Here is a 25675-nt window from a genome sequence, read left to right as displayed (position 1 = left end):
AATTATAGGAATGTCACATGAAACGAGTCGTAATCACCGGTATGGGTATTGTTTCAAGTATCGGTAACAACGTCGAAGAAGTTTTAGCATCACTGAAAGAGGGTAAATCTGGTATTACCGCTTCAGAGCAGTTCAAGGAAAACGGCTTACGCTCTCAAGTTTGGGGTAACCTAAAAATGAACCCTGCTGACCATATTGACCGCAAAAAGATGCGCTTTATGGGTGATGCAGCGGCATTCGCTTATCTTTCAATGGAGCAAGCAATTGCAGACGCTGGCCTAACAGAAGAGCAAGTATCTAATGACCGCACAGGTATCGTTGCGGGTTCAGGTGGTGCTTCTTCTCTTAACCAAGTAAACGCAGTAGACATCATCCGTGAGAAAGGCGTGAAGCGTGTTGGTCCATACATGGTTCCACGTACAATGGCTTCAACGGTTTCTGCTTGTCTAGCAACTCCTTTCAAAATCCGTGGTGTGAACTACTCTATGAGTTCTGCATGTGCAACATCTGCACACTGTATTGGTCACGCAATGGAGCTTATCCAACTAGGTAAGCAAGACGTAGTATTCGCTGGTGGCGGTGAAGAACTAGATTGGTCTCTGACTATGATGTTCGACGCAATGGGCGCACTTTCTACTAAGTACAACGATACTCCTGAGCTGGCTTCTCGTACTTACGATGCAGACCGTGATGGTTTCGTTATCTCTGGTGGCGGCGGCATGCTAGTAATCGAAGAGCTTGAGCACGCAGTTGCTCGTGGCGCGAAAATCTACGGTGAGATCGTAGGCTACGGCGCAACTTCAGATGGCTACGACATGGTTGCTCCTTCTGGTGAAGGCGCGGTTCGTTGTATGAAGATGGCAATGCAAAACGTTGATGGCGTTGACTACGTGAACACTCACGGTACTTCAACTCCAGTTGGTGACGTGAAAGAGCTAGGTGCTATCCAAGAAGTATTTGGTGGCAACAGCCCAGCAATCTCAGCAACTAAAGCGATGACAGGTCACGCTCTAGGTGCAGCTGGCGTACACGAAGCGATTTACTCAACGCTAATGCTAGACAACGGCTTCATCGCTCCAAGCATTAACGTTTCTAACCTAGACGAAGCAGCTGCTGGCCTAGACATCGTAACTGAAGCTCGTGAGCAAGAGCTAACAACAGTTATGTCTAACAGCTTTGGTTTCGGCGGTACAAACGCAACGCTAGTAATCAAAAAATACCAAGCTTAATTAGACTTAAGTTAGATAGATAAAGGTTAATTGTTAACGGGTGACGCGAGTGCCGTTTCAACACGCACAGGTAACCCATTAACTATGACCCACAGAACAAAGCTTTCTAAACATAGGTTTAGAAACGGAAAGGTTTCCAGAGCTTGATCAGTAGTGGCTTTGGTCAGTACTGGTCGAACAGACGCAGACTCTGTCTCCTGGAGAGCGAGATAGGATCCTTTTGTTCTGGATGTTTGCCCGATTGTTAATTCAATCGGGCATTTTTCGTTTTAGGCTTGAGTAGTAAAAGCTGCGTAGGGCAATCAATCCTTATCTCAACAAGCCTTTATTCATAATGTATTCCATTTGTTACTCGACACCGTGTGTGGAATTTTGCACAATCATTTCAATCCACATTTAGGTCTATAGACCCCAACAAAAGTACTCGCCAAATGAAAATCTTAATCGACGAAAACATGCCTTATGCTGAAGCGCTTTTTAGCCAGCTAGGTGACGTGACAATGAAGTCTGGTCGCACATTAACTGCGGACGATCTGGTTGACGTAGACGCACTGATGATTCGCTCTGTCACCAAGGTGAACGAAGAATTAATCAGCAAAGCCAATAAACTGAAGTTTGTCGGCACTGCAACGGCGGGTATGGATCACGTCGACCAAGAATTGATGAAAGAGCGTGGCATTTTCTTTACCGCGGCACCGGGCTGTAACAAGGTAGGTGTGGCTGAATACGCGTTCAGTGCGATGATGGTTCTTGCGCAGCAACAAGGCTTTTCTGTATTTGATAAAACAGTCGGTATTATTGGTTGTGGTCAAGTGGGCAGCTACTTAGCAAAATGCCTTGAAGGTATTGGTATTAAAGTTCTACTGAACGACCCTCTAAAACAGCAAGAGGGTGACACTCGTGAGTTTACAGAACTAGAAACGCTGCTTAAGCAATCTGACGTTATCACGCTGCATACGCCAATCACTAAAACGGGTGAGTTCCCAACGCATCACTTGATCAATGAGCAAGTGCTAAATAACTTGCGTGCTGATCAAATCCTGATAAATGCGGCTCGGGGCCCTGTCGTGGATAACCAAGCGCTAAAAGCTCGCTTGCAAAAAGCTGATGGCTTCACGGCTGTCCTTGATGTATTTGAGTTTGAACCTGAAGTCGACATGGAGCTGCTTCCTTTACTCGCTTTTGCAACACCTCACGTAGCGGGCTACGGTCTAGAGGGCAAAGCACGCGGTACGACGATGATCTTTAACAGCTATTGCGAGTTCTTAGGCAGTGAACAACGCGCTTACGCGAGCGATCTATTGCCGACAGCGCCTGTGCCTCAAATGAAATTAGATAGAGCTTGGGACGAAGCAACACTGCACAATTTGACTCAGTTGATCTATGATGTGCGCAAAGACGATGCCTTATTCCGTCGCAATATCGCTACGCCAGGTTCATTTGACAAGATGCGTAAAGAGTATTGGGACCGCAGAGAGTACAGTGCAGTCGAGTTAACAGGTGATGATTCTTGTAATCTAGCACCGTTAGCTAAACTCGGTTTTATGGTAAAGCCAACTTTATAAAAGAGAGAAACAATGAGCCAAGAATTTAATATTGCTATTTTAGGTGCGACTGGTGCGGTTGGTGAAACCATTCTTGAAGTACTTAAAGAGCGTAAATTCCCTATCGGTGAACTGCACTTACTAGCAAGTGAACGTAGTGAAGGTAAAACTTACCGCTTTAATGGTAAGACGATACAAGTGCAGAACGTTGCAGACTTCGATTGGTCTCAAGTTCATATCGCATTTTTCTCTGCTGGTGGCGACCTTTCTGAACAATGGGCTCCAGTTGCTGCGGATGAAGGTGTTGTCGTTATCGATAACACATCTAAGTTCCGTTACGAATACGATGTTCCACTGGTTGTGCCTGAAGTGAACCCAGAAGCAATTGCTGAGTTCCGCAACCGCAATATCATTGCGAACCCGAATTGTTCAACGATTCAAATGCTGGTTGCGCTTAAGCCAATTCACGATGAAGTAGGCCTAGAGCGTATCAACGTGTCGACTTACCAATCGGTTTCTGGTGCAGGTAAAACGGGTATCGATGAGCTTGCTGGTCAAACCGCTAAGCTTCTGAATGGTATGCCAGCTGAAAACTCAGCATTCCCACAGCAGATCGCGTTCAACTGTATCCCTCAAATTGATGAGTTTACGGAAAACGGCTACACGCGCGAAGAGATGAAGATGGTTTGGGAAACACAAAAAATCTTTAACGACTCTTCAATCACTGTGAACCCAACGTGTGTTCGTGTACCGGTATTCTACGGACACGCAGAATCTCTACACGTGGAAACTCGCTCACCAATCGGTGCTGAGCAAGTAGTTCAACTACTAGAGAACACAGAAGGTGTTGAAGTTTTCCATGGTATGGAATTCCCAACACAAGTACGTGACGCTGGTGGTAAAGACCATGTAATGGTGGGTCGTATTCGTAACGACATCAGCCATCACAGCGGCATCAACATGTGGGTTGTTGCGGATAACGTTCGTAAGGGCGCTGCAACAAACGCAGTACAAATCGCTGAAGTTCTGATTCGCGATTACTTCTAAGCTTCACCGCTTTGATAAACAAGCCTCACTCTTTAGTGGGGCTTTTTTAATCGATTAAAAATATTGTTAGTCAAATTGTGTGAAATTGCTGCGAATATTGTCGCTGCAACACATTTTTTGTTTTCATCTCTATAGTTTTACGTCATTTATCCGATATATTTAATAGATCATCACTTTATCCGAATTTAAGCACCTAGCTGAGCCTTTTATGTTTCAAATTTTCAAGCAGTGGTTAATACCTTTTGCCGTTATCATTGCGACTCAGATTTCCGTTGTTCGTGCAGATTCCATTCGAGTTGTAGGGCCTAATGGTCAGATACAATCAGCGCCTACGTTTTCAGAACCTCTTCAAAGAGCTCAATCGAATAGCGCAGAGCCTTCTCGTTTCTATGGTCCGACTCGTGGCAATGAAACGCTATGGTCTATCGCGTCAAGATTGCGTCCAGATAACTCTGTCTCCGTCCAACAAACCTTGTTGGCAATTTACCGACTGAACCCACAAGCGTTTGAAAACCAGAATATCCATAGCTTGCTGCCAGCTAGTCATTTACGTGTCCCTTCTTTAGAGCAAGCTCGTGCAAGCTCTACGCAGCAAGCCATCAACATCATGAACTCGCACTTGGCCAAGCTGGATGATCCGGCCGCTAAGCCTGCAGTTAAACCAAAAGCAGCTCAAACCTCCAATCAATCGAATGCAGGTTCGAAAAGTTCGGTTGCTAGTAAACCAGCCCCTGCTGCTGAAACAGTACAAAAATCAGTGGCTGCTACTTATCCTGTTAAAGACATGAACAAACTCGAGAAGCAGTTAGAGTTATCTGAAACAGAGCTGTTGTCACTGGAAGAGAAGAATCACCAACTTAGATTAATGCTATCGGATGTGCAGTCTGAAGTGGATGTGCTTAAGACAGAGCTGAGCGACGAAGACCGTATTCGCAGTGAAGTTGAAAAGTTACTTGCTGAAGAGCGCAGAAAGAACGCTGAAATTGAAAAAATGGCACCAAGTGCAATGGACCAGCTGTTGTCAAATGGTTGGCTAGTCGCTGCGCTTGCGATCATTCCAGGTCTTCTACTTGGTCTTATCATTGTGATTTTGTTGGGTCGCCGCTCTAAAAATGAAGAGCAGCAGCAACCAACGCAAGACCAGCCTATTCAGCCTGAGCCAAGCAGCGCTGCCCCAATGATGCTGGCTGATGAGATAGACGACCTCGACAATGAGTTGTCTCTCGATGATGAGCTGTTTGGTACAGAAGATGATGCGAATAAGCTATTTGATGACCAAGCACTGGCTGACGAAGACGATGTGTTTGCAGGCCTAGTCGAGTCGGACCTTGATTTCAACCTTGATGGTGAAGACGATGATCCGTTTGCCAGCATCGGTGAGAACGGCGATTTAGACACTAACTTCGATGATCTAGATTTAGACAGCAGCAACGGTATCAGTGTTAATGGTGAAGAGAAAGCGCTTGGTCTAGAAGAGATGGAGCGTGCGCTTGATAAGACGGCAGAAAGCGCACTTGATTCTGATGATGGTGACTTTGACTTGTCGGACGACAACTCAATGTCTGCTGATGACATTGAAGCGCTATTATCTCAAGAATCACAGACAGAAGACCTTGGCTCCAACGAACTTGATCAGTCTATGCTCGATGATCTGTTTGCATTGGATGATGAAGACGATGACAGTTTCGATATTGATGCTCTGACCTCAGAAGAGCAAAGTGATTCGAAGCCGAGCGCAGACAAGACTGCAAGCGATGATTTTGATATCGATGCACTTATTTCTGAACAGCAAACTTCTCAGCCAGAGCCAACAAGTGTTGAAGATGATATTGATGACATCTTCGCGCAAGTAGCTGCTCAGAATGAACAGAACGATCCTTTCAATCTAGATAGCGACGATGACAGTGCCAAAGACCTAAATAGTGGTTTGGCGTCTGATGACGATATCGAAAACATTTTGGCTCAGTTTGACCAAACTCTGGAAAGCGAAGAAGAGCAGCAGAGTGTTGACCTGCTTGACGAGCAATTAGCCGGTGATGATGTTGATTTAAGTAACTCGACAGACCTACTTGATGAGATGTTGGAAAGCGACTCTGATGAGGACTCTGAAGGTGAATCTCTAGGTTTTGACGCTCTGTCTGAATTGGAGGAACTGTCAGGCTTATCAACCGATGATGAACTGAACATTTCTGAAGACAGCACAGAGACGCTAGATGAGCTGCTTAGCGACTCGGACGATGACTTTGAGATTGATGCTGAGAGCACCGACCTTTTAGATGAGTTCCTTGACGATGACGTTAATGATGCCAAGTTCACACTCGAAAGTGATGAAACGTTAGATGAGCTGCTAGGAAGCGAGCTGTCGGCGGATGAAGACGATCAGTCAGCGACTGAATCTCTGGATCCATTCGATGAGCTACTGACGAGTGGTATTGAAGACGAGATTGAGTCTGAAGAGCAAGCCTTTGATAAAGAGCTTGAAGCTGCATTCGACTTCGACACACCAAATGATGATGTAAGTAATCTTGCAGAGGCTGATATCGAGTCGTTACTTTCTGAGCCTTCTGCTGCACCTGAACCTACTGAAGCTGAACTTGATGAGCCGGTAGTTGCAGAGCCTGCACCACAAGTCGACGACATCGAAGTTAACGACGAGCTAGCAAGTACAGAAGCGATAGAAAATAGCACAGAGCCTGAGCTTAAGGATGAAGCTGCCGCATTTAATCGTGATGACTTTATTGATGATATGTTTGGTGTCGCGCCTGCAACGGATGCTTTGTTGGATGACGCATTGGAAACCACCGATGAAGCGCTTATCGATGAGCTAATGACGCCAGAACTTGACCAAGTGGTTGAAGAAGCTTCTGAACAACAAGCTCAATCTGACGTGATTGAACCCGCGGTCGGAGATACAAAACCAGAGGTCGAAAGCGATGAGTTAGATATCGACTCGTTACTCTCTGAAAATACTAGCGTTGATGAATTTGAGCAGGAACATCCTGAGCTAGAGCCTTCACCGGAACTGGGTAGCCCAGAAGAAATCGCAACCAGCTTTGAGAGTGAAGCTACGTCTCCTGCGTCATTGGATGACATTTCTGACGATGATGAAGATACAGTTGAAGACTGGCTAGCTGAAGCGATCAACGATGTAGAATCACCATCGAACATTGACTCTGATTTTGATTTTGAACCTAAGATTCAAGGTAGCGAAGAGTTCGATAATGTTGTTGAATCCTTGCCAGAGCCAGAGCCAGAGCCAGAGCCAGAGCCAGAGCCAGAGCCAGAGCCAGAGCCAGAGCCAGAGCCAGTTCGTGCTGCGAATATGCCAGAGATCATTCCAAATGAATTCGGTGTACCACAAGATGACGATTGGCTGATTGACGAAGACACCTCAGAAGCAGTGGCTGACACTGCTAAAGAACCAACGCCAGAGTCTCAACCTGAAACGGCCCTGCAGCCAGAATCAGTAGAGCAACAGAGCGAAGATGAATCCTCGTTTGATGATTTCGAGCTTCCAGAGTTTGGTGAAGAAGATGCACTAGCTGAAGCCGAGACAGAGGCTATCGTTGAAGCGCAAGCTGAGCCACAACCTGAAGCAGCAACACAGCCAGAAGTTGTAGAACAACAGAGCGAAGACGAGTTCTCGTTTGATGATTTTGAGCTTCCAGAATTTAATGAAGAAGACGCGTTGGCGGAAGCTGAGGCTGAAACTACCACTGAACTGCAAGCTGAGCCTCAACCTGAAGTAGCCTCACAGCCAGAAGCCGCGGAGCAACAGAGCGAAGACGAATTCTCGTTTGATGATTTCGAGCTTCCAGAGTTTAATGAAGAAGACGCGTTGGCGGAAGCTGAGGCAGAAGTTAGCACAGAAGCACAAGCTGAGCCTCAACCTGAAACAGCACCACAACCAGAAGCTACAAAGCAACCAAGTGAAGACGAGTTCTCGTTTGACGACTTTGAGCTACCAGAGTTTGGTGAGGAAGACGCACTTGCAGAGGCTGTGAGTGAACCTGATGAAGCTCAGTTAGAGCAAGATTTATCGGATGGCAGTGAGAAGTTTGAGTTCGATGATCTTGACCTTCCAGAATACGATGAAGAAAGTGCTAAAGCGGACTCTGTTTTAGACGATATTGAGCAGAGCAGTGCTGAGCCTGTGGCAGAAGAGCAAGGGGTACAGTTTGACGAGTTCGATTTGCCTGAATACGGTGAAGATGAAGCGATCTCTGATGCATTTGCAGAAAAGCCCACGCCATTAACTGCCTTTAGTCCGCAGGGAGAAGAGCAAGACGCACTGCATGACCTGTTCTCGAACCCACAAAGTTTTGCTGGTGCGGATGATTTCTCGGATGTCAATGAAGCAGATTTAGCTGGATTCCCAGAAGCGAACGAATCAACAAGCGCACCTTTAGTATCTAGCACTGAGGTGAATGAAGTTGAAGACGAGCCGTTAGAAGGCTTCGATAACTTTGATGAAACTAATTTGGCTGAATTGCTTTCAGAAGATGTTCAAGACACAGTCGACAACATGTTCGAGAAGCCATTAGATGCAACATCGATTGATATCGCTGGGTTAGATATTGATGCAATGCTTGAAGTGGGCGGTGAAGATTGGAAAGGTTTTAATCTTGCACCAGAACAGCAATCGAGCATGCAAGATGGTGTGCCGGATGATCAACAAGAGATCTGGGCGTCTGCAGAACAGCAAGCTGAACCTAAAATCAAAGAAGAGAACTGGGCGCAGCAAGATAACCTGACCGAATCATCGAATAGCCGTGATAAGCAATACATGACCATCGATGAGTTGATGGCTCAAGTTGAGCAAGAAGGGGAAGATGCTATTAATCCAGACGAAGAAGAGCTGAAGCTGGATGTTGGTCTGAACGAATTCCCTGATGTGATTGGCGATATAGGAAACTATGATGTTGATAGTAACGCTGAAGCAGCTGGTAAGCTTGATCTCGCTAAAATCTACATTGAGATGAGTGACTCTCAAGGCGCGATTAAGCTTCTAGAAGAAGCGATAGTCGACGGAAGCGACGATATTCGCCGAGAAGCTAAGAATCTTATCGATACGTTAAACGGCCGATAAATTGAGCGAGATATAAAGGGTAGCATTGGCTACCCTTTATTTTGGGTGGGTCGTGCTTTTAATATTATAGATTTAGTCCCATCCTATTTGGGATAGCACTCATTTCCGTATATACTTCTCGCCCATTTTCAAAGAGAACAAGAACATGAAAATTGCTTTAGGTATTGAATATAACGGTACCCACTACTTTGGTTGGCAACGCCAACGAGACGTGAAAAGTGTCCAAGAAGAATTGGAAAAGGCTCTTTCGGTTGTCGCAAATCACCCAGTAGAAGTTCAATGTGCGGGACGAACGGATGCCGGTGTTCACGGTACGGGACAAGTCGTTCACTTTGAAACCAATGTCGACCGCAAAATGGTGGCATGGACAATGGGCGCAAATGCCAACATGCCTAAAGACATCGCTGTTCGTTGGGCAACTGAAGTGAATGAAGATTTTCATGCTCGCTTCTCTGCAACGGCACGTCGCTACCGCTATATCATTTTCAATCATGCACTGCGCCCTGGAATCTTAAATTCAGGTGTGAGCCATTATCATGGTCACCTTGACGAGAAAAAGATGCATGAGGCAGGTCAGTACCTGCTGGGTGAAAATGATTTTACGTCGTTTAGAGCTACGCACTGCCAGTCTCATAGCCCGTGGCGAAATATGATTCATTTGAACGTGACTCGTCATGGCCATTACATCGTCATTGATATTAAGGCGAATGCGTTTGTGCACCATATGGTGAGAAACATTACGGGTAGCCTAATTGCCGTTGGTAAAGGTGAGCAGAAGCCAGAATGGATCAAGTGGTTACTTGAAGCGAAAGACCGTAAGTTGGCTGGAGCAACTGCTAAAGCCGAAGGTCTCTATTTAGTTGATGTGGATTATCCAGAAGAATTCGGTCTTCCAAGAGAGCCAATTGGTCCTCTGTTTCTTCCAGATAATTTGAACTAAATGTGGGACTTAGGTTCAAAAAATATTGCGAAATCGTGCGTAAAATAGCTCAAGAAAATAGGTACAACCAGTTTTTTATCTACACTTGCTGTTTTATGTGCTTTAATCTCCTCGCATAATTCCCAAATTTATTTCTTTCGCAATCAAGCGGAAGAATCGAAACAAAAGGTCTTCCATGAGTTGGCTTGAAAAGATTTTAGAAAAAAGCAACATCGTAACATCTCGCAAAGCGTCTATCCCTGAGGGTGTTTGGACTAAATGTACTTCTTGTGAGCAGGTGCTTTACCATGCTGAGCTAGAGCGTAACCTAGAAGTATGTCCAAAATGTGACCATCACATGCGCATGAAAGCACGTCGCCGCCTGGAAACATTCCTAGACAAAGGTGAGCGTGTTGAACTTGGTACTGATCTTGAGCCGCAAGACAAACTGAAGTTCAAAGACTCTAAGCGTTATAAAGAGCGTATCTCTGCTGCTCAAAAGAACAGTGGTGAAACTGACGCACTTGTAGCAATGAAAGGTGAACTACTAGGTCTACCAATCGTAGCGTGTGCGTTTGAATTCTCATTCATGGGCGGTTCAATGGGCTCTGTAGTAGGTGCTCGTTTTGTTCGTGCTGTAGATGCTGCTATTGAAAACAACTGTGGTTTAGTTTGTTTCTCTGCAAGTGGTGGTGCGCGTATGCAAGAGGCACTAATGTCTCTAATGCAAATGGCAAAAACCAGTGCTGCACTTGAGCGTCTATCTGCGAAAGGCCTGCCGTTTATTTCAGTAATGACTGACCCAACAATGGGCGGTGTTTCTGCAAGTTTGGCAATGCTAGGTGATATCAACATCGGTGAGCCAAAAGCACTTATCGGTTTTGCTGGTCGTCGTGTAATCGAGCAAACAGTACGTGAAGACCTACCTGAAGGTTTCCAACGTAGTGAGTTCCTACTAGACCACGGTGCTATCGACATGATCGTTGACCGTCGTGAAATGCGTCAGCGCGTAGCTAGCCTAGTTGCAAAAATGACCAATCAGCCTTCACCATTAGTAGTTTCTGTGAACGATTCACCGAATGAAGCTGCTTATGAAGTACCAGAAGCGCCAGAAAAAGGGTAAAGTACCTTCTAACAAACCAACTTTATTATGGTTATGAGTTAGATGAGTCAACAACCTATTCCTCAAGCCACATCATCTTTGGAGATGTGGCTTGATTATTTATCAAACATCCACACCAGTGCTATTGATCTTGGACTAGACCGAGTTCAGGCCGTCGCCTCTAAGGCAAATCTTACCAAACCTGCTAGACACGTAATTACTGTTGCCGGAACCAACGGCAAAGGCTCAACGTGCGCACTGATGGAAGCCATTCTATTAGATGCGGGATACTCTGTTGGTGTCTACAGCTCTCCTCACTTAATTCGCTACAACGAACGTGTTCGAATCAATGGTCAAGATCTATCTGATGAAAAGATGGTTCAGTCTTTTGATTTTATTGAGAAAGAACGTGGTGAAATCAGCCTGAGCTTCTTCGAATACGGTACTTTGGCCGCGTTACGTGCTTTTCAAACGGAAGCGGTCGACGTTGTGTTGTTAGAAGTGGGCCTCGGTGGGCGCTTAGACGCTACTAATATCGTTGATCACGATGTGTCTGTCATTACGAGCTTGGCGGTTGACCATGTTGATTGGCTTGGCGATGACATCAATGTGATTGGTTTTGAGAAAGCGGGAATCTATCGTAGCGGTAAGCCGGCTATCTGTGGTCAACCTAAGCCTCCAGCGACGGTTGCTGCGCACGCCGATGATATCAAAGCTGAGTTTTATCAGGTCGGTATTCAATATACCTATGCCGTTGATGGCGATACTTGGAACTGGCATAGCGGTGCATTCCAACTGGAGTCGCTTCCTATCCCAACATTGCCACTCCCGAACGCGGCAACGGCATTGATGGCACTGGGCACATCAGAGTTAGATATTAGCGATGTGAACGTGGTTAATGGTTTGAAGAACGCTCAGCTTCCTGGGCGCATGCAACAAATTAGTGACCAGCCTGTGATTGTGCTCGATGTGGCTCATAACCCACATTCAGCAGAATACTTTGCACAGCAAGTTACTAAAAAATATGCGGGCAAGAACTTGCACGTTGTAGTCGCTATGCTTCATGACAAAGACATTCCAGCAACATTAGAAGTGTTAGCGCCAATTGCAACACACTGGTATCCAGCTTCTCTACAAGGGCCACGTGCAGCAACGGCAGCTGAACTTTGTCAAAGCCTTCCTCAAGGTGTTGAGCAGCATACAAACCCGGTTGCGGCGTTTGAGGCGGCGTTAGCATCAGCGAAAGGTGAAGACCATGTCGTGTTGGTGGTCGGTTCTTTCCACACAGTAGGGGAAGTGCTGGAGCATTGGCAGAAAAAAGGAAACTAGATGGCAAGTAAATTTCAGAGCCGCTTAGTCGGCACCATCATTTTAGTGGCCATTGGCGTGATTGTATTGCCAGATGTGCTTGATGGTAAAAAGCTTCACTACAAAGAAGAGTTTGCGAGCATTCCTATTAAGCCTGAACTTGATAGCAATGTGGAAGTGTTTGAGGTGCTTGACCCAGTTGAAGATCAGATTGCACTGCCGGATTCTCCAGTAGAGCGAGTGGTCGAAAGCGGTGGGTCATCAGAAACCCAAACGGCATCGGCTTCTGAAAAAGAAGCGGATAAAGTGGCGGTTGTGGTTAAGCCAGTACCTGAAAAAAATGAGTACCAAGACAGCGCTTGGATCATTCAATTGATGGCTTTGAAGAATGCTGACAACGCGAAAAGCGTAGTTAAGGATTTGCAAAAGCGTGGTTATCAGGCTCACACCAAGCAAGAAAAAACTTTTACGCGAGTAATTATTGGCCCAGATGTATCTAAATCCAAACTTGAGCGACAAATTAAGGAATTAGAAAAAATTACGGGTTCAAAAGGCCAATTGCTCAAATTTAAACCGTTAAATCCATAAGAAAACGTTTGCGTCAGCATTTTTTCTGTTAAAATGCGCGCCAACTTAAGATGAAGAATTCATGAATTGGTTAGATTTTGTCATTTTAGGCGTGATCGGCTTCTCTGCCGTGATCAGTTTAGTTCGTGGTTTCGCTAAAGAAGCGTTGTCACTCGTTATTTGGTTTGGAGCATTTTTTATTGCTAGCCAGTACTACGCAAAATTAGCGGTGTACTTCACCAATATCGAAGATGAGATGTTTCGAAACGGAACTGCGATAGCAGCATTGTTTGTTGCAACGTTAGTTGTCGGTGCTTTAGTTAACTATGTTATCGGGCAGCTAGTTCAGAAAACAGGCCTGTCAGGTACAGACAGAATCCTCGGTGTCGTCTTTGGTGGCTTACGTGGTGTTTTGATTGTTTCTGCAGTGTTGTTTTTCATGGATGCGTTTACTGCATTCCCAAGTTCTGAGTGGTGGAAGAATTCGCAGTTGGTTCCGGAATTTAGTCGAATCATTGCGCCGTTCTTCGAGCATTTACAAGCAACATCTAGTTTCTTATCTGGCGCGCTATAGCGCCAGTTAATGTCGAAAAATCGAGGATTAGGACATGTGTGGTATTGTTGGAATCGTGGGTTCAACACCTGTAAACCAGTCTATTTATGACGCTTTAACGGTATTGCAGCATCGTGGCCAAGATGCCGCTGGTATTTGTACCATAGAAAGCAATCGTTTCCGTCTGCGTAAGGCGAACGGTTTAGTAAAAGATGTTTTTGAAGCAAAACACATGCAACGCCTCCAAGGTAACGTTGGTATTGGCCATGTTCGTTACCCGACTGCAGGTAGCTCAAGCGCGTCGGAAGCTCAGCCTTTCTACGTAAACTCGCCTTTTGGCATCACGTTGGCTCACAACGGCAACCTAACGAACGCGAACGAAGTTCGTGAAAAGTTGTTCGAAAAAGACCGCCGTCATGTGAATACAACTTCAGATTCAGAAGTGCTTTTGAACGTGTTGGCTCACGAGATCGATACGGTTAAAGGTAACGTGACTTCTGATGATGTTTTCCGCGCTGTATCAAACGTGCACCGCACAATTCGTGGCGCTTACGCAGTAACAGCTATGATCATTGGCCACGGTATGATCGCATTCCGCGACCCACACGGTATTCGTCCACTGTGTTTAGGTAAGCGTGAAGTCGAAGGTAAAACAGAGTACATGGTGGCGTCTGAATCGGTAGCACTGGATGCTGTTGGTTTCGATTTCATGCGCGATGTGGCACCTGGTGAAGCTATCTACGCAACATTCGATGGCGAGCTTTTCACTAAGCAATGTGCAGACAACCCACAGCTCAACCCATGTATCTTTGAGTTTGTTTACTTTGCACGCCCTGATTCATTCATCGATAAAATTTCAGTGTACAGCGCACGTGTTGAGATGGGTGAATTACTAGGTAAGCGTATTAAAGAAGAGTACTCAGACTTAGACATTGACGTGGTTATCCCAATTCCAGAAACCTCTAACGACATTGCACTGCGTATCGCTCAAGCTATCGACAAGCCATACCGTCAAGGTTTCGTGAAAAACCGTTACGTTGGTCGTACGTTTATCATGCCTGGACAGCAGCAGCGTAAGAAGTCAGTTCGCCGCAAACTCAACGCAATTCGCTCTGAGTTTAAAGGTAAGAACGTTCTATTGGTTGATGACTCTATTGTACGCGGTACCACTTCAGAGCAAATCATTGAGATGGCTCGTGACTCTGGCGCAAACAAAGTGTTCATGGTGTCAGCGGCGCCTGAGGTTCGCTTCCCTAACGTTTACGGTATCGATATGCCAAGCGCGACAGAGCTAATTGCTCATGGTCGTGACAATGAAACGATCTGTAAGCAGATTGGCGCAGACGCTCTGATCTTCCAAACGCTACCAGACTTGATTTCTGCGGTAGGCATGGGTAACCAAGACATCGCGCGTTTCGATACTTCTGTGTTTAATGGCGAGTATGTAACGGGTGATATCGACCAAGCGTACCTAGATTTCCTAGACTCTCTACGTAATGACGATTCTAAGATTCAGCGTGAGATCCAACAAGATCTGGCGAACCTAGAGTTACACAACGAAGGCGCTTAGTTTTCGTTAGTGGCAAGAATATAAAAAACCAGAGCATCGGCTCTGGTTTTTTTGTTTTTGAAGTAGGGGATTAACCTAGTGAATGTGGTAAGCGATCACAAAATCAATAAACAATCTAACTTTCTCAGGTAGATGGTCTTTGTGGTTATAAAGCATGTAGATGTCACGTGGGTTAGCGCTCCAGTCTTCCAGTACTTGTACTAGGCTACCATCTTCAATGTATTCGCGAATCATCACGTCTGGCATCAGTGTGATACCTAGACCTTCAGAACAAGCTTGTCTCACCACATTAAGTGCGTTTGCGTTGAAGCGGCCTTTTTCACTGTTAACTACTGTCTCATCATTCGAGTTACTTAGCTGCCACTTAATCAGTGGGTAGCCTTTAAGCAATGAATGGTTCGCCAGTTCTTCAGCATGGCTCGGTGCAGGGTTCTTCGCTAAGTACTCAGGGCTCGCGATAAGAATATCTTTCACTTCACTGATTTTTCGAGCGATGAGGCTTGAATCACGTTGCGGACCCACTCTGAAAATCACGTCCCACTCTGTAGGGTCGAGTTGATCGGCTTGGTTGTTCATCATCAACTCAATATTGATATCTGGGTATTGAGTCATGAAGTCGCTGAACATTGGCATCATCATGCGCTTAGTCAGGTTGGAAGGCGCTGTAATGCGGATCTTACCGGAAGCACCTTTACAAACATCCGTCAGTTCTTCGGCAGTCGAAGAGAGACGTTGCAGCAGTGGAGAGCATTCATTAAAGAAACGTTCGCCAGCCTCTGTTAAAGAGAGTTTACGCGCGTGTCTATTGAGAAGTCTCAGGTTTAGCGAGTCTTCTAGAGCTTGGATCCGTCGTGTGATGGTCGCAACCGGAATCATAGTCTTGCGCGATGTTGCGGTGTAGCTCCCATTTTCAACGACGAGTCGAAAGAGGTTTAAATCATCTAATTTCATAAATCCAGACACATTTGTTTACAATCTCATCTAATTTATACGTAACATTGAGATCAATGTTTGCGTCATGTCAACTTGTTGCACTATTTACAAGTATTCCAAGCCTTGTCACGAATTACCAGTAAAGAGTGAACATTTGTGTATTTAGCATTTTATTACTAAGTTTTATATTAGTTCTTAGAACAGATAACAATAATAATTTGACTTAGTTTTGTGAGGTTAGAAATTATGTACAAAACTCACAGTCAGCCAGTAATGACCTCGGCACAGGAAGTGATGAACCAGAAATGCGTAATGTTGGTTGATGATGATCCTATTTTTCGCCGTATAACCGGCGCTTACCTTGAAAAGGTTGGTTATAAAGTGGTTGAGGCTGAAAACGGACTGGACGCTTTGCAGAAGCTCAGAGATGCAGCGCCAGATTTAATTGTGTGTGACTTATCAATGCCGATCCTGGACGGTATCGAGCTTGTAGAAGAGCTCAGTTTAGAGTACCCATCACTGCCTATGATTGTGGTGTCTGCGACAGATGACATGTCTGATGTAGCGAAAGCACTACGATTTGGTATTAAAGACTTTTTAGCTAAGCCATTAGAGGACCACGGTCATCTAAGCAGTGCGATTGCCAACACATTAACAGATTCGTTCGACAACCTTTCAGATCAACGAGATTTCTCAAGCCAGTGGTTTTGTGTGGATGATGGAGGAGAGATCCCGGAAGACCAAGAGTTACATTGGCACCTGAATTACTTGCAGGACAACCCAAGCGCAGCAAGAGATTTGTTGCACGCGTTGTTACCAGACAAAGACACAAGACAAGGCTCATGGCGTTGCAGCTACCGTTTGTTGCAATCAACGGAAATGATGCCGCTTGTATTTGATTATGCATGGACGATGAATGGGCAGTTTGCTTTCTACCTTGTCGATTCAGCGTCTTCTGAAAATGGTGGCTCTGCGACTACCTTGTTAGTGAGAGCTTTGTTCCACGATTACTTAAGAAATAGAAAAGATTTTAGTGCTGACCTCAAAGATATCGCTGAAATTTTGGAGAAAGGGATTCGCTGCTCGGCGTGTTCAACACCTGTCAACGCGCTGTTTGGAGTTGCTAACCTCGCTGAAGGCACTATCTCAATTTTGCCTGCGGGTTTAGATGGGCGTTGGTCGAATGGTGAAATGAATCAACATATTGCAGCAGGTGAACGCTTAGGCGATAACTGTAAAAAGAACTTTATCACCAGAGATTTACCAATAGAGCAGGGCTGTCAGTTGTCGTTGAGCCTGCTTGGAGCGGCAAGTTTCAGCTTGGATATCCATCAAGGGACAACCGATTAACCCTATATTTCCTCGGTTTTTGTGAATAATTGATTAAGGTATAGTTGCGCAAATGGTGTGACTATGCCTTTTTTGTTAAATGTCTATTTAGCAAAGCGGGTTTGGTTCGCCACTGGACTTACCTTTACTAACAAAAACAAGAAGCAATCATGGCAGATAATCAAGACTTTAAAGACCCGTTTAATGTATTCTACTTTTTAGGCTTTCTAGCCGCATTTTTAATGATTCCATTACTACCAGCAACACTAACGTTGATCCGTGTATTTAATGGCTACGCAACATTTTAGTTAAGCTGTCGTCGCCAAATGGTGATAGCTAACTCAAGGAGGCCACAGTTAGCGTTCGAGTTTTAAGCCTGAATATTGCTGGTGGCCTTTGTATCTTTCTTGCAGTTCTAGGGATTGTATTACCCGTTCTGCCAACCACCCCATTCCTTCTTCTTGCTAGTGCATGTTTCATGCGAAGCAATCCAAAAGTTCACAAATGGATACATGAGCATAAAACGCTCGGTCCTCTGTTAGAAAACTGGTACCAACACGGCGCTGTCACCAAGCAAGTTAAAACGCGTGGCGTATTCTTTATCTTGTTGAGTTTTGCGTTATCTATCTACTTTGCTCCACTCATTTGGGTCAAGGCTTTCCTAATTTGTGTACTTGTTATTCTTCTCACATGGTTTATGCGACTTCCAACCCATGAGTTGGTTGCTGACAGCAAAGAAAATCACTACCATTAAGCCAGTGTGCCTGCTTGTATAGCGGGCGTTTATTATTTCAGCAATTAGAGTTATGACTCTCGTTGCAATGAATACCAATCGTACCTTTCCTTAATTTCAAGCGTTGATGTTTGATTCGTTAACCAGAGTTTGGAAAGCGGCCTAATGAAGTGCATAAGATTATGAACACAGAAAAAATCTCTCTGATCAAAGCAAGCATCAAAAGCATTCCTGATTACCCTAAAGCGGGTATTTTGTTCCGTGACGTAACAAGCTTGATGGAAGACCCAGCAGCTTACAAAGCGACTATCGAGTTGTTAGCGGAAACATACAAGGACATGGGCTTTACTAAGATCGTTGGTACTGAAGCTCGTGGTTTCCTATTCGGTGCGCCTTTAGCATTAGAGCTAGGTGTTGGCTTCATCCCTGTGCGTAAGCCGGGCAAACTGCCTCGTGAAACTGTGGCACAATCTTATGAGCTTGAGTACGGCACAGATACACTAGAAATTCATACTGATGCTATCGTTGAAGGCGATAAAGTGCTGATGGTTGATGACCTACTAGCAACTGGCGGTACGATTGAAGCGACAACAAAGTTGATTCGTCAGCTTGGTGGTGTGGTAGGGCACGCTGCATTTGTAATTAATCTTCCAGAAATCGGTGGTGACAAGCGCTTAGAAGGCTTAGGTCTAGAAGTGTTTAGCATCTGCGAATTCGACGGCCACTAATCCTTTTCGGAATTATTCATGAGCTATCTTGCGTTAGCGCGAAAATGGCGACCAACCAAATTCAAAGAAGTGGTTGGTCAAGCCCATGTTTTAACAGCATTAGAGAATGCCCTTAGCCAAAATAGGTTGCACCATGCGTACCTATTTAGCGGAACTCGCGGTGTCGGTAAAACGACCATCGGCCGCTTGTTTGCTAAGGGACTTAACTGTGAAACAGGCATTACTTCAACCCCTTGTGGTGAATGTGCAACTTGTAAAGAGATCGATGAAGGTCGCTTTGTTGACCTGCTAGAGATCGATGCGGCATCACGTACCAAGGTAGAAGATACCCGCGAGCTTCTGGACAATGTTCAGTACAAACCTGCGCGTGGTCGCTTTAAGGTTTACCTTATCGATGAAGTACACATGCTTTCTAGGCACAGTTTCAACGCGCTTCTAAAGACGTTAGAAGAGCCGCCTGAGTATGTGAAATTCTTGCTTGCAACGACCGATCCACAAAAACTGCCAGTGACTATCTTGTCGCGTTGTCTGCAGTTCCATCTTAAGCCGATCAGCGTTGATAATATCCACGAGCAGCTTGACCATATTCTTGAACAAGAGAAGGTAACCTCTGAGTCTCGTGCGCTTGGAATGATTGCTCATGCTGCCGACGGTAGTATGCGTGATGCTTTGAGCCTGACAGACCAATCTATCGCATTAGGCAACGGCAATGTCGTGACTGATACGGTTGCGCACATGCTTGGCACATTGGATACTGACCAAGCGATCCATCTACTTGAGGCTATTAGCAGTAAGCAGCCTCAAGAGGCGATGGCTTGTATCCAAAACCTTGCTGAGAATGGCGTAGAGTGGGATGGTTTACTGAATCAACTTGCTGCTCAACTTCATCGTCTCGCCATGTATCAAGCGTTGCCGTCTACCTTAGACAAAGCTCAGCCTGACGCAGAGAAGCTTGAACTGCTGAGTAAAGCGTTAAGCCCTCAAGATATTCAGCTTTATTACCAGATAGTGCTAAAAGGTCGTGAAGACTTACCGTTATCGCCAACCGCACGTGTTGGTATTGAGATGGTGGTTTTACGCATGTTGGCATTTAGGCCTGCAGAGCAAAATGTCGCAACGGCGATCTCTACTCAGTCGACGAGCCCTGTTGCTGCGCCGGTTCAGAGTCAAGCTCAGTCGGTTAGTCAACCAGCGCCAACGGCCGCTCCGAGACAGCCGCAGATGCAGCTGCAACCTGCACAACAAGCTCCGCAGCAAAGTCCGGCTCAGTATCCGAATTCACAAGGCTACCCTGAGCATTCTGGTCATCAAGGTTATCCAGAACAGGATTACCCGCAAAGCCAGTATGACGCGCCGCCAGCTTATGACGAACGTCCAAGCTACGGTTCAGAGCAGTCGATGAGTCCTATGACTCAACAAGCACAGCCTCAGCAGCAAGCGAGCTATCAGGATCAAGCTCAGGCTCAGCCACAAAACGTTGCACCGTCTGCGCCTGAAGGGCAGCCTGTACGTCCTGCATCACCTGTCAGTGGTTTGCGCCACCAATTACGCTCCCAGCGTAGAGGTAACGCAGCACAGGACAGTAAAGGTTCAACGCCAAAAAAGGCTAAAGCGGCACCAGCTAAAACTTCAGTTCTTGACCGAGTTGCTCAGCAACACGGTAGTTCTGAGCGGGTGTCGCCAGCTTCTTTACCAACCTCTCCGACAGAAAATGTTACCAATGATAATGAACCTTATCGCTGGAAACCGTCTAAACCTGTTGTAAAAGAGGCGAGCAAAGAGCTTACACCTACTCAGATCAAGCGAGCGCTAGAGCACGTCAAAACGCCAGAAATGGTAGAAAAGCTGCTTAACGAGTCGATTGCTCAAGATGAATGGTCTGCCACGATTCAAAAGCTAGAGACAGCTAAGCTTGTTGAACAGTTAGCGTTGAACTCTGTATTTACTAAGAATGATACATCGATAACGCTAACCTTGAGATCGAGCCAAGCTCACTTGAATACGGACCGAGCGCAGAGCGAACTATTACAGTCTCTCAATACGGTACTCGGAGAAGAGTGTCACTTGAGCGTCGAAATCGGCGATGATGGTGAAACACCACTAGAATTACGAGAAAGGCTGTACCAAGGTAAGTTGAAAGACGCGTTTACCAGTTTGGAAAACGATGCCAACGTACAGTTTATCGAAAGACGCTTCGCTGCAGAACTCGACAGAGATAGTGTTCGTCCTATCTAACGTTAATTTTGATTTAGTGATGGGCGTATCATCTTAGATGCACCGATCGAAGAACTGAACACTGAGGGGTTGAATCACACTGCTTTAACCCCCATTTAAGCGCTTATAGCTTAATAAATTTTAATAAACCAATTAGACCAGAGAGTATTAACATGTTTGGTAAAGGCGGTATGGGCAACATGATGAAGCAAGCCCAGCAAATGCAAGAGCGCATGCAAAAGCTTCAAGAAGAAATCGCAAATATGGAAGTAACAGGTGAATCTGGTGCTGGCCTTGTAAAAGTAACAATCACTGGTAGCCACAGCGTTCGCCGTGTTGATATCGATGAAAGCCTAATGGAAGACGATAAAGAGATGCTTGAAGATCTTATCGCTGCTGCTTTCAACGATGCGGCTCGTCGTGTTGAAGAAACTCAAAAAGAAAAAATGGCTAGCATCACTGGCGGAATGCAACTTCCACCAGGCATGAAGATGCCTTTCTAAGCGACTTATTTCTAAGGGTTCGTTCTTGCCTTACTTGAGCGGGCCGTTATTTGAAAATTAGAACGGTTAAATATGCGTACCAGTCATATGCTGGAGCATTTGATGGAGGCCTTACGTTGTCTACCTGGGGTTGGCCCCAAGTCGGCGCAGCGTATGGCCTTTCATTTGTTACAGCGCGATAGAAAAGGCGGCCTTCAGTTGGCTGATGCTCTTAGCCAAGCAATGACTGAAATCGGTCACTGCAATGAGTGCCGTACTTTTACTGAAGAAGATACCTGCCACATTTGTACCAACCCTAAACGTCAGGAAAATGGTCAAATCTGTGTAGTAGAAAGCCCAGCTGATATTGCAGCTATCGAAGCAACTGGCCAATACTCTGGTCGTTACTTTGTGCTTATGGGGCACCTTTCACCACTTGATGGTATTGGTCCAAGTGACATCGGCCTCGATGTTTTGGACTACCGCCTACGTCGTGGTGATATCTCTGAAGTAATCCTAGCGACTAACCCGACTGTTGAAGGGGAAGCGACAGCGCATTACATTGCTGAGCTGTGTAATGCCCATGAAGTGAACGCTAGCCGAATCGCTCATGGTGTTCCCGTCGGTGGTGAGCTAGAGCTGGTGGATGGCACCACGCTTTCACACTCATTGCTCGGTCGTCATAAGATCTAAAAAAGCCGCTTGGTGAATCATCACTAAGCGGCTTTTTCTTTTGTTGCTCAAAAGCTTTTTTCTTCAACCCTTCTCCGAGCTTAATCCGAGCCACGAACGGCTTTGTATATCACCGCACCAATCACAGCGCCGATAATCGGAGCAACCCAGAATAGCCATAATTGCGATACAGCCCAATCACCAACAAACAACGCTACACCCGTGCTTCGAGCTGGGTTTACAGAGGTATTGGTTACAGGAATACTGATAAGGTGTATTAGGGTTAAACAGAGACCAATCGCTATAGGTGCAAATCCCGCGGGTGCTTTAGAGTCGGTCGCTCCCATGATCACGAATAGGAATACCATGGTCATCACCACCTCACAGACCAGTGCTGCGGTTAGTGAGTAACCACCGGGAGAGTGTTCGCCAAAGCCATTAGACGCGAAGCCTGATGAAACGGCATCAAAGCCTGCTTGGCCGGAGGCAATCACAAATAATACGCCGCCAGCAATAATGCCGCCGAGTACTTGAGCAATGATGTAAGGGACAACATCTTTGGCATCAAAACGACCACCTGTCCAAAGGCCGATAGTAACAGCTGGGTTGAGGTGACAACCGGATATATGCCCAATAGCGAAAGCCATGGTGAGTACGGTTAAACCAAAGGCAAGAGAGACCCCAAGCAGTCCAATACCTACATCGGGAAAAGCGGCGGCTAAGACGGCACTACCACAACCACCTAACACCAACTAAAACGTACCAAACATTTCTGCGATATACCTATTCATAACGATCCTTATTAATCTGTACCTGTATCAACAAGATAGTTTAGATTTCGCAAAATTGTGAAATCTTGGGCATATAGATGTCAGAAAAGGGCAGAGGTATGGTTAAGTGATCGCCTCAAGTTCGATTAAGTTATCGAGTGCTTCTTGATCGGTTTTGCCGCAAATAACAGGGCAAGCTTTGAATTGATGGCACACTTTAGGACGTGAGTCTTGACCAAACAGCTTACAAAGATTCTGTTCGTTTAATTGAATGCAGCGTACGCCCGCAGGCTTACCATTTGGCATTCCAGGAATAGCAGATGTAATACTCGGAGCGATACAGCATGCTCCACAACCTAGGCGACATTCCATCAAATTAAACTCACTAAATAACAGGGTGCGCGATAGTAGCAAAAAATAATGGCAGTGACAGCTATTGATTGGATCAAAGAATGAACAATTATTATCCTTGAACTTTTTATGGGCTAGCGGTATAACACGCACCCCAGTAAAAGAGTAAGAAGTAATCCTATGACGAATCCATTTTGGCAAGAAAAAACACTAGAGCAGATGTCCGAGCAAGAGTGGGAATCTCTGTGCGATGGTTGTGGTAAGTGTTGCCTGCATAAGCTTATGGATGAAGATAGCGATGAGGTTTACTACACCAATGTGGCGTGTAGTTGGCTGAACGACAAAACGTGTTCTTGTAAGGACTATCCAAACCGTTTCACTTCAGGTGAAGAATGTCTGAAGCTAACTCGTGACAAGATCGATGAGTTCCATTGGCTACCTGATACTTGTGCTTATCGACTGCTATCAGAGTCGAAGCCGCTTCCAGAGTGGCACCCATTAATCACAGGTTCTAAATCTGAAATGCATGCTGCGGGTGAAAGCGTTCGCAACAAAGTTGTGTACGAAATTGATGTTGTGGATTGGGAAGACCACATCCTTAATCACCCAAATCGTTAATGATAAAAAAAACAGTCGCTCAACAGCGGCTGTTTTGCTATTTGGTGTCACCTAAATTTGAAACTTACTTAGCTTAAATTCTTAAACGCTTTAACTCTTAAAACAAAAAACGCCCCGCAGGGCGTTAAGTTAAGCTAGCAAAAAATCTCAGGCTAATTTACTTGCTGTTTGATGTATTCACCAAGCTCAGAGTGATGCATAATTTTTGATACTGGTAATATTTTTTCTGCAGGCCCCCAAGCAAACACGTTCACAGGTGTGTGTGTGTGTGTGCCTGTACCCCAAACGATGTTTTGACCTGTTGCTTGCTCTCGAGCAAGTAGGTTGCCACGGTCGTTATATGGGAAGAAGGCATCGAAATCGTTGATGGCTGGTACATTTTCTTCAGAAAGGTACTTGTGTTGCGCCAGTCGATATGGGTTTGGCTTACTTGCTAGTACCTTTTTCGCTTGTTCTGCGGTGATTTGAAATTCACTATTTTTATTCACGATCTCAGCGAATTTCTCAGGCGTTTGCTCAGCTTTGTCGAGTTTTTGGTATTCACTGATCATGCCGTAGTAGCTTTGTTTCTGATTGTATAAACCATCAAGAATATCGAAGGCACCGAAGTTAAAGTTTGGCGCATAATCACGATCGGTAAAGGCTTCTCCTGGGCGCTTCTGTGGCTTTGGTAGCTCACTTGATGAATAGCTAAAGCCGAAAGAGCCAGTTTCATGGTCTGCTGTGACGATTACGATTGTGTCTTCACGATCTTTTGCCCATTCGTATACCGTTTGAATTGCTTCATCAAACTTGAGCAGTTCGTGCAGCATAGTACCCGCATCATTACTGTGCCCAGCCCAATCTATCTGACCGCCTTCAACCATTAGGAAAAAGCCATCTTCATCTTTTGATAAGACGTTAAGCGCTTTTTGCGTCATCTCTTTTAAGCTCGGTTGTGTGCGTTCGCCACTCAGCTTTTTATTGCTATATGCGATGCCATCGTCCATGCCAGAGTACGCGAATAGACCAAGTAATTTGTCGCCGTCAGCGTTGTCGAGCATATCTCGGTTAAACGCTAATTGATAGCCGTCTTTCTGGGCTTCAGCAAGAAGGTTGCGGTTATCTTTACGTTTTGACTTGAGATAAACGTCACCTTGGGTCAGTTGCTCAAGTTGTTTGTAGGTTTCGCCTTTATCATTGGTTGACTTAGGGATCCAGTGACGTAGCCCGCCAGAAAGCATCACATCGACACCTGTTTCCAGCATATCGCTAGCAATATGGTTTTCTAGAGAGCGGTGTGGCTGATGCGCGGCGAATGCGGCAGGTGTTGCGTGAGTTAAGCGCGTATCGGAAACCAGCCCGGTTGCTTTACCCGCTTTTTTCGCTTTCTCTAGTACGGTTTCTACATGATTGCCTTGGGAGTCAATACCAATAACTTCTGAACCTGTGTAGATACCTGTAGCAAGCATGGTTGCGGAACAAGCAGAGTCGACCACAATCGCATCTTCTGGGTGGGTAAGAGATGAACCAATCACGCCTTCTTGAGCAAGCTGATAAAGGGCGGTCTTTTGACCTTTATAGATTGAGTTAGGTGCTTGGTTTGCATAAGTCTCTAATAAGCCAACTTGTTGAGGTCCCATACCATCGCCAATCATTAGAATGACATTTTTGATTTCTGCTGAAAGTACATTGAATGAGAGTGTTGACGTTGCCACTGCGGCAATAACAGGTTTCATAAAGTGCTTCATTGTTTATCCCTTTTTATATAAGCGGGGTGATTAAAACACTCAAATATGTCAACTTTGTTTCATATTTATTTCATAAATATAAAATTGAGCAATAACTCAAATCTTGGAATAGAAATAAAAAAAGGCTCACTTTTCTGTGAGCCTTTGGCTTATTTAGGAGGGCCCAAACTCGTGGGCAGCGTCATGG

Annotated in this window: 22 protein-coding genes; 18 read left to right on the top strand and 4 right to left on the bottom strand. The window is 45.4% G+C overall.

Going from position 1 to position 25675, the window contains the following annotated elements; all coding sequences use genetic code 11:
- Window positions 1–17: 17 nt before the first annotated feature.
- From fabB to purF, 10 genes are all read left to right on the top strand, one after another.
- Window positions 18–1229 (top strand): beta-ketoacyl-ACP synthase I, encoded by a 1212-nt coding sequence (gene fabB / locus OCV52_RS11075; RefSeq protein WP_004737973.1) that lies wholly within the window; start codon window positions 18–20, stop codon window positions 1227–1229.
- A 431-nt stretch (window positions 1230–1660) separates the two neighbouring features.
- A complete protein-coding gene (locus OCV52_RS11070; RefSeq protein ID WP_137407830.1) occupies window positions 1661–2794 on the top strand; it encodes a 4-phosphoerythronate dehydrogenase in 1134 nt (377 codons plus the stop codon).
- Window positions 2795–2806: 12 nt separating this feature from the next.
- Entirely contained in the window at window positions 2807–3820 is a 1014-nt protein-coding gene (locus OCV52_RS11065; RefSeq protein ID WP_004737979.1) for an aspartate-semialdehyde dehydrogenase, read from the top strand.
- Between the two features lie 208 nt (window positions 3821–4028).
- Window positions 4029–8909 carry a FimV/HubP family polar landmark protein gene (locus tag OCV52_RS11060; protein ID WP_137407831.1) on the top strand — a complete coding sequence of 1627 codons (4881 nt, stop codon included), beginning with the start codon at window positions 4029–4031 and terminating at the stop codon, window positions 8907–8909.
- 145 nt (window positions 8910–9054) lie between these two features.
- A complete protein-coding gene (gene truA, locus OCV52_RS11055) occupies window positions 9055–9849 on the top strand; it encodes a tRNA pseudouridine(38-40) synthase TruA (protein WP_008220283.1) in 795 nt (264 codons plus the stop codon).
- A gap of 175 nt (window positions 9850–10024) precedes the next feature.
- Window positions 10025–10951, top strand: a complete 927-nt coding sequence (accD, locus tag OCV52_RS11050; protein WP_004740637.1) for an acetyl-CoA carboxylase, carboxyltransferase subunit beta — start codon at window positions 10025–10027, stop codon at window positions 10949–10951.
- A 42-nt stretch (window positions 10952–10993) separates the two neighbouring features.
- On the top strand, window positions 10994–12259 hold the full coding sequence (gene folC / locus OCV52_RS11045; protein ID WP_137407832.1) for a bifunctional tetrahydrofolate synthase/dihydrofolate synthase: 1266 nt from the start codon (window positions 10994–10996) through the stop codon (window positions 12257–12259).
- Window positions 12260–12826 carry an SPOR domain-containing protein gene (locus OCV52_RS11040; protein ID WP_008220288.1) on the top strand — a complete coding sequence of 189 codons (567 nt, stop codon included), beginning with the start codon at window positions 12260–12262 and terminating at the stop codon, window positions 12824–12826.
- 61 nt (window positions 12827–12887) lie between these two features.
- Entirely contained in the window at window positions 12888–13379 is a 492-nt protein-coding gene (locus OCV52_RS11035) for a CvpA family protein (RefSeq protein ID WP_004740640.1), read from the top strand.
- Between the two features lie 34 nt (window positions 13380–13413).
- Entirely contained in the window at window positions 13414–14928 is a 1515-nt protein-coding gene (gene purF, locus OCV52_RS11030) for an amidophosphoribosyltransferase (protein WP_137407833.1), read from the top strand.
- Window positions 14929–15003: 75 nt separating this feature from the next.
- Here the strand turns inward: purF and OCV52_RS11025 are convergent, their stop codons facing one another.
- Window positions 15004–15879, bottom strand: coding sequence for a LysR family transcriptional regulator (locus OCV52_RS11025; protein ID WP_004740642.1), 876 nt, complete (start codon window positions 15877–15879; stop codon window positions 15004–15006).
- Between the two features lie 228 nt (window positions 15880–16107).
- Between OCV52_RS11025 and OCV52_RS11020 the strand changes: the two genes are divergently transcribed.
- From OCV52_RS11020 to recR, 7 genes are all read left to right on the top strand, one after another.
- Complete coding sequence (locus OCV52_RS11020) at window positions 16108–17211, top strand: response regulator (protein ID WP_137407834.1); 1104 nt, start codon at window positions 16108–16110, stop codon at window positions 17209–17211.
- A 149-nt stretch (window positions 17212–17360) separates the two neighbouring features.
- Window positions 17361–17498: a hypothetical protein gene (locus OCV52_RS11015; protein ID WP_004740644.1), complete on the top strand. Its 138-nt coding sequence runs from the start codon at window positions 17361–17363 to the stop codon at window positions 17496–17498.
- Between the two features lie 74 nt (window positions 17499–17572).
- A complete protein-coding gene (locus tag OCV52_RS11010) occupies window positions 17573–17944 on the top strand; it encodes a YbaN family protein (RefSeq protein WP_137407835.1) in 372 nt (123 codons plus the stop codon).
- 161 nt (window positions 17945–18105) lie between these two features.
- Complete coding sequence (gene apt, locus OCV52_RS11005; protein ID WP_137407836.1) at window positions 18106–18651, top strand: adenine phosphoribosyltransferase; 546 nt, start codon at window positions 18106–18108, stop codon at window positions 18649–18651.
- 18 nt (window positions 18652–18669) lie between these two features.
- Window positions 18670–20886, top strand: a complete 2217-nt coding sequence (gene dnaX / locus OCV52_RS11000) for a DNA polymerase III subunit gamma/tau (RefSeq protein WP_137407837.1) — start codon at window positions 18670–18672, stop codon at window positions 20884–20886.
- Window positions 20887–21038: 152 nt separating this feature from the next.
- A complete protein-coding gene (locus OCV52_RS10995; RefSeq protein ID WP_004740648.1) occupies window positions 21039–21368 on the top strand; it encodes a YbaB/EbfC family nucleoid-associated protein in 330 nt (109 codons plus the stop codon).
- A 72-nt stretch (window positions 21369–21440) separates the two neighbouring features.
- The gene (recR, locus tag OCV52_RS10990) at window positions 21441–22040 is read left to right on the top strand and encodes a recombination mediator RecR (protein ID WP_004740649.1); all 600 of its coding nucleotides are present in this window, start codon (window positions 21441–21443) and stop codon (window positions 22038–22040) included.
- A gap of 80 nt (window positions 22041–22120) precedes the next feature.
- Here the strand turns inward: recR and aqpZ are convergent, their stop codons facing one another.
- The gene (aqpZ, locus tag OCV52_RS10985) at window positions 22121–22771 is read right to left on the bottom strand and encodes an aquaporin Z (RefSeq protein ID WP_240700680.1); all 651 of its coding nucleotides are present in this window, start codon (window positions 22769–22771) and stop codon (window positions 22121–22123) included.
- Window positions 22772–22912: 141 nt separating this feature from the next.
- The gene (locus tag OCV52_RS10980) at window positions 22913–23161 is read right to left on the bottom strand and encodes a YkgJ family cysteine cluster protein (protein ID WP_004740651.1); all 249 of its coding nucleotides are present in this window, start codon (window positions 23159–23161) and stop codon (window positions 22913–22915) included.
- A gap of 159 nt (window positions 23162–23320) precedes the next feature.
- On the opposite strand from OCV52_RS10980, the gene OCV52_RS10975 reads away from it, so the two are divergent.
- On the top strand, window positions 23321–23758 hold the full coding sequence (locus OCV52_RS10975; RefSeq protein ID WP_061033738.1) for a YcgN family cysteine cluster protein: 438 nt from the start codon (window positions 23321–23323) through the stop codon (window positions 23756–23758).
- 152 nt (window positions 23759–23910) lie between these two features.
- Here OCV52_RS10975 and OCV52_RS10970 read toward each other — a convergent pair whose 3' ends face one another.
- Window positions 23911–25488, bottom strand: coding sequence for an alkaline phosphatase (locus tag OCV52_RS10970; RefSeq protein WP_137407838.1), 1578 nt, complete (start codon window positions 25486–25488; stop codon window positions 23911–23913).
- Between the last annotated feature and the right edge of the window lie 187 nt (window positions 25489–25675).

This window comes from Vibrio chagasii (assembly GCF_024347355.1).
Classification (GTDB): Bacteria; Pseudomonadota; Gammaproteobacteria; order Enterobacterales; family Vibrionaceae; genus Vibrio; species Vibrio chagasii.
This window is presented reverse-complemented; position numbering and strand designations above follow the sequence as displayed.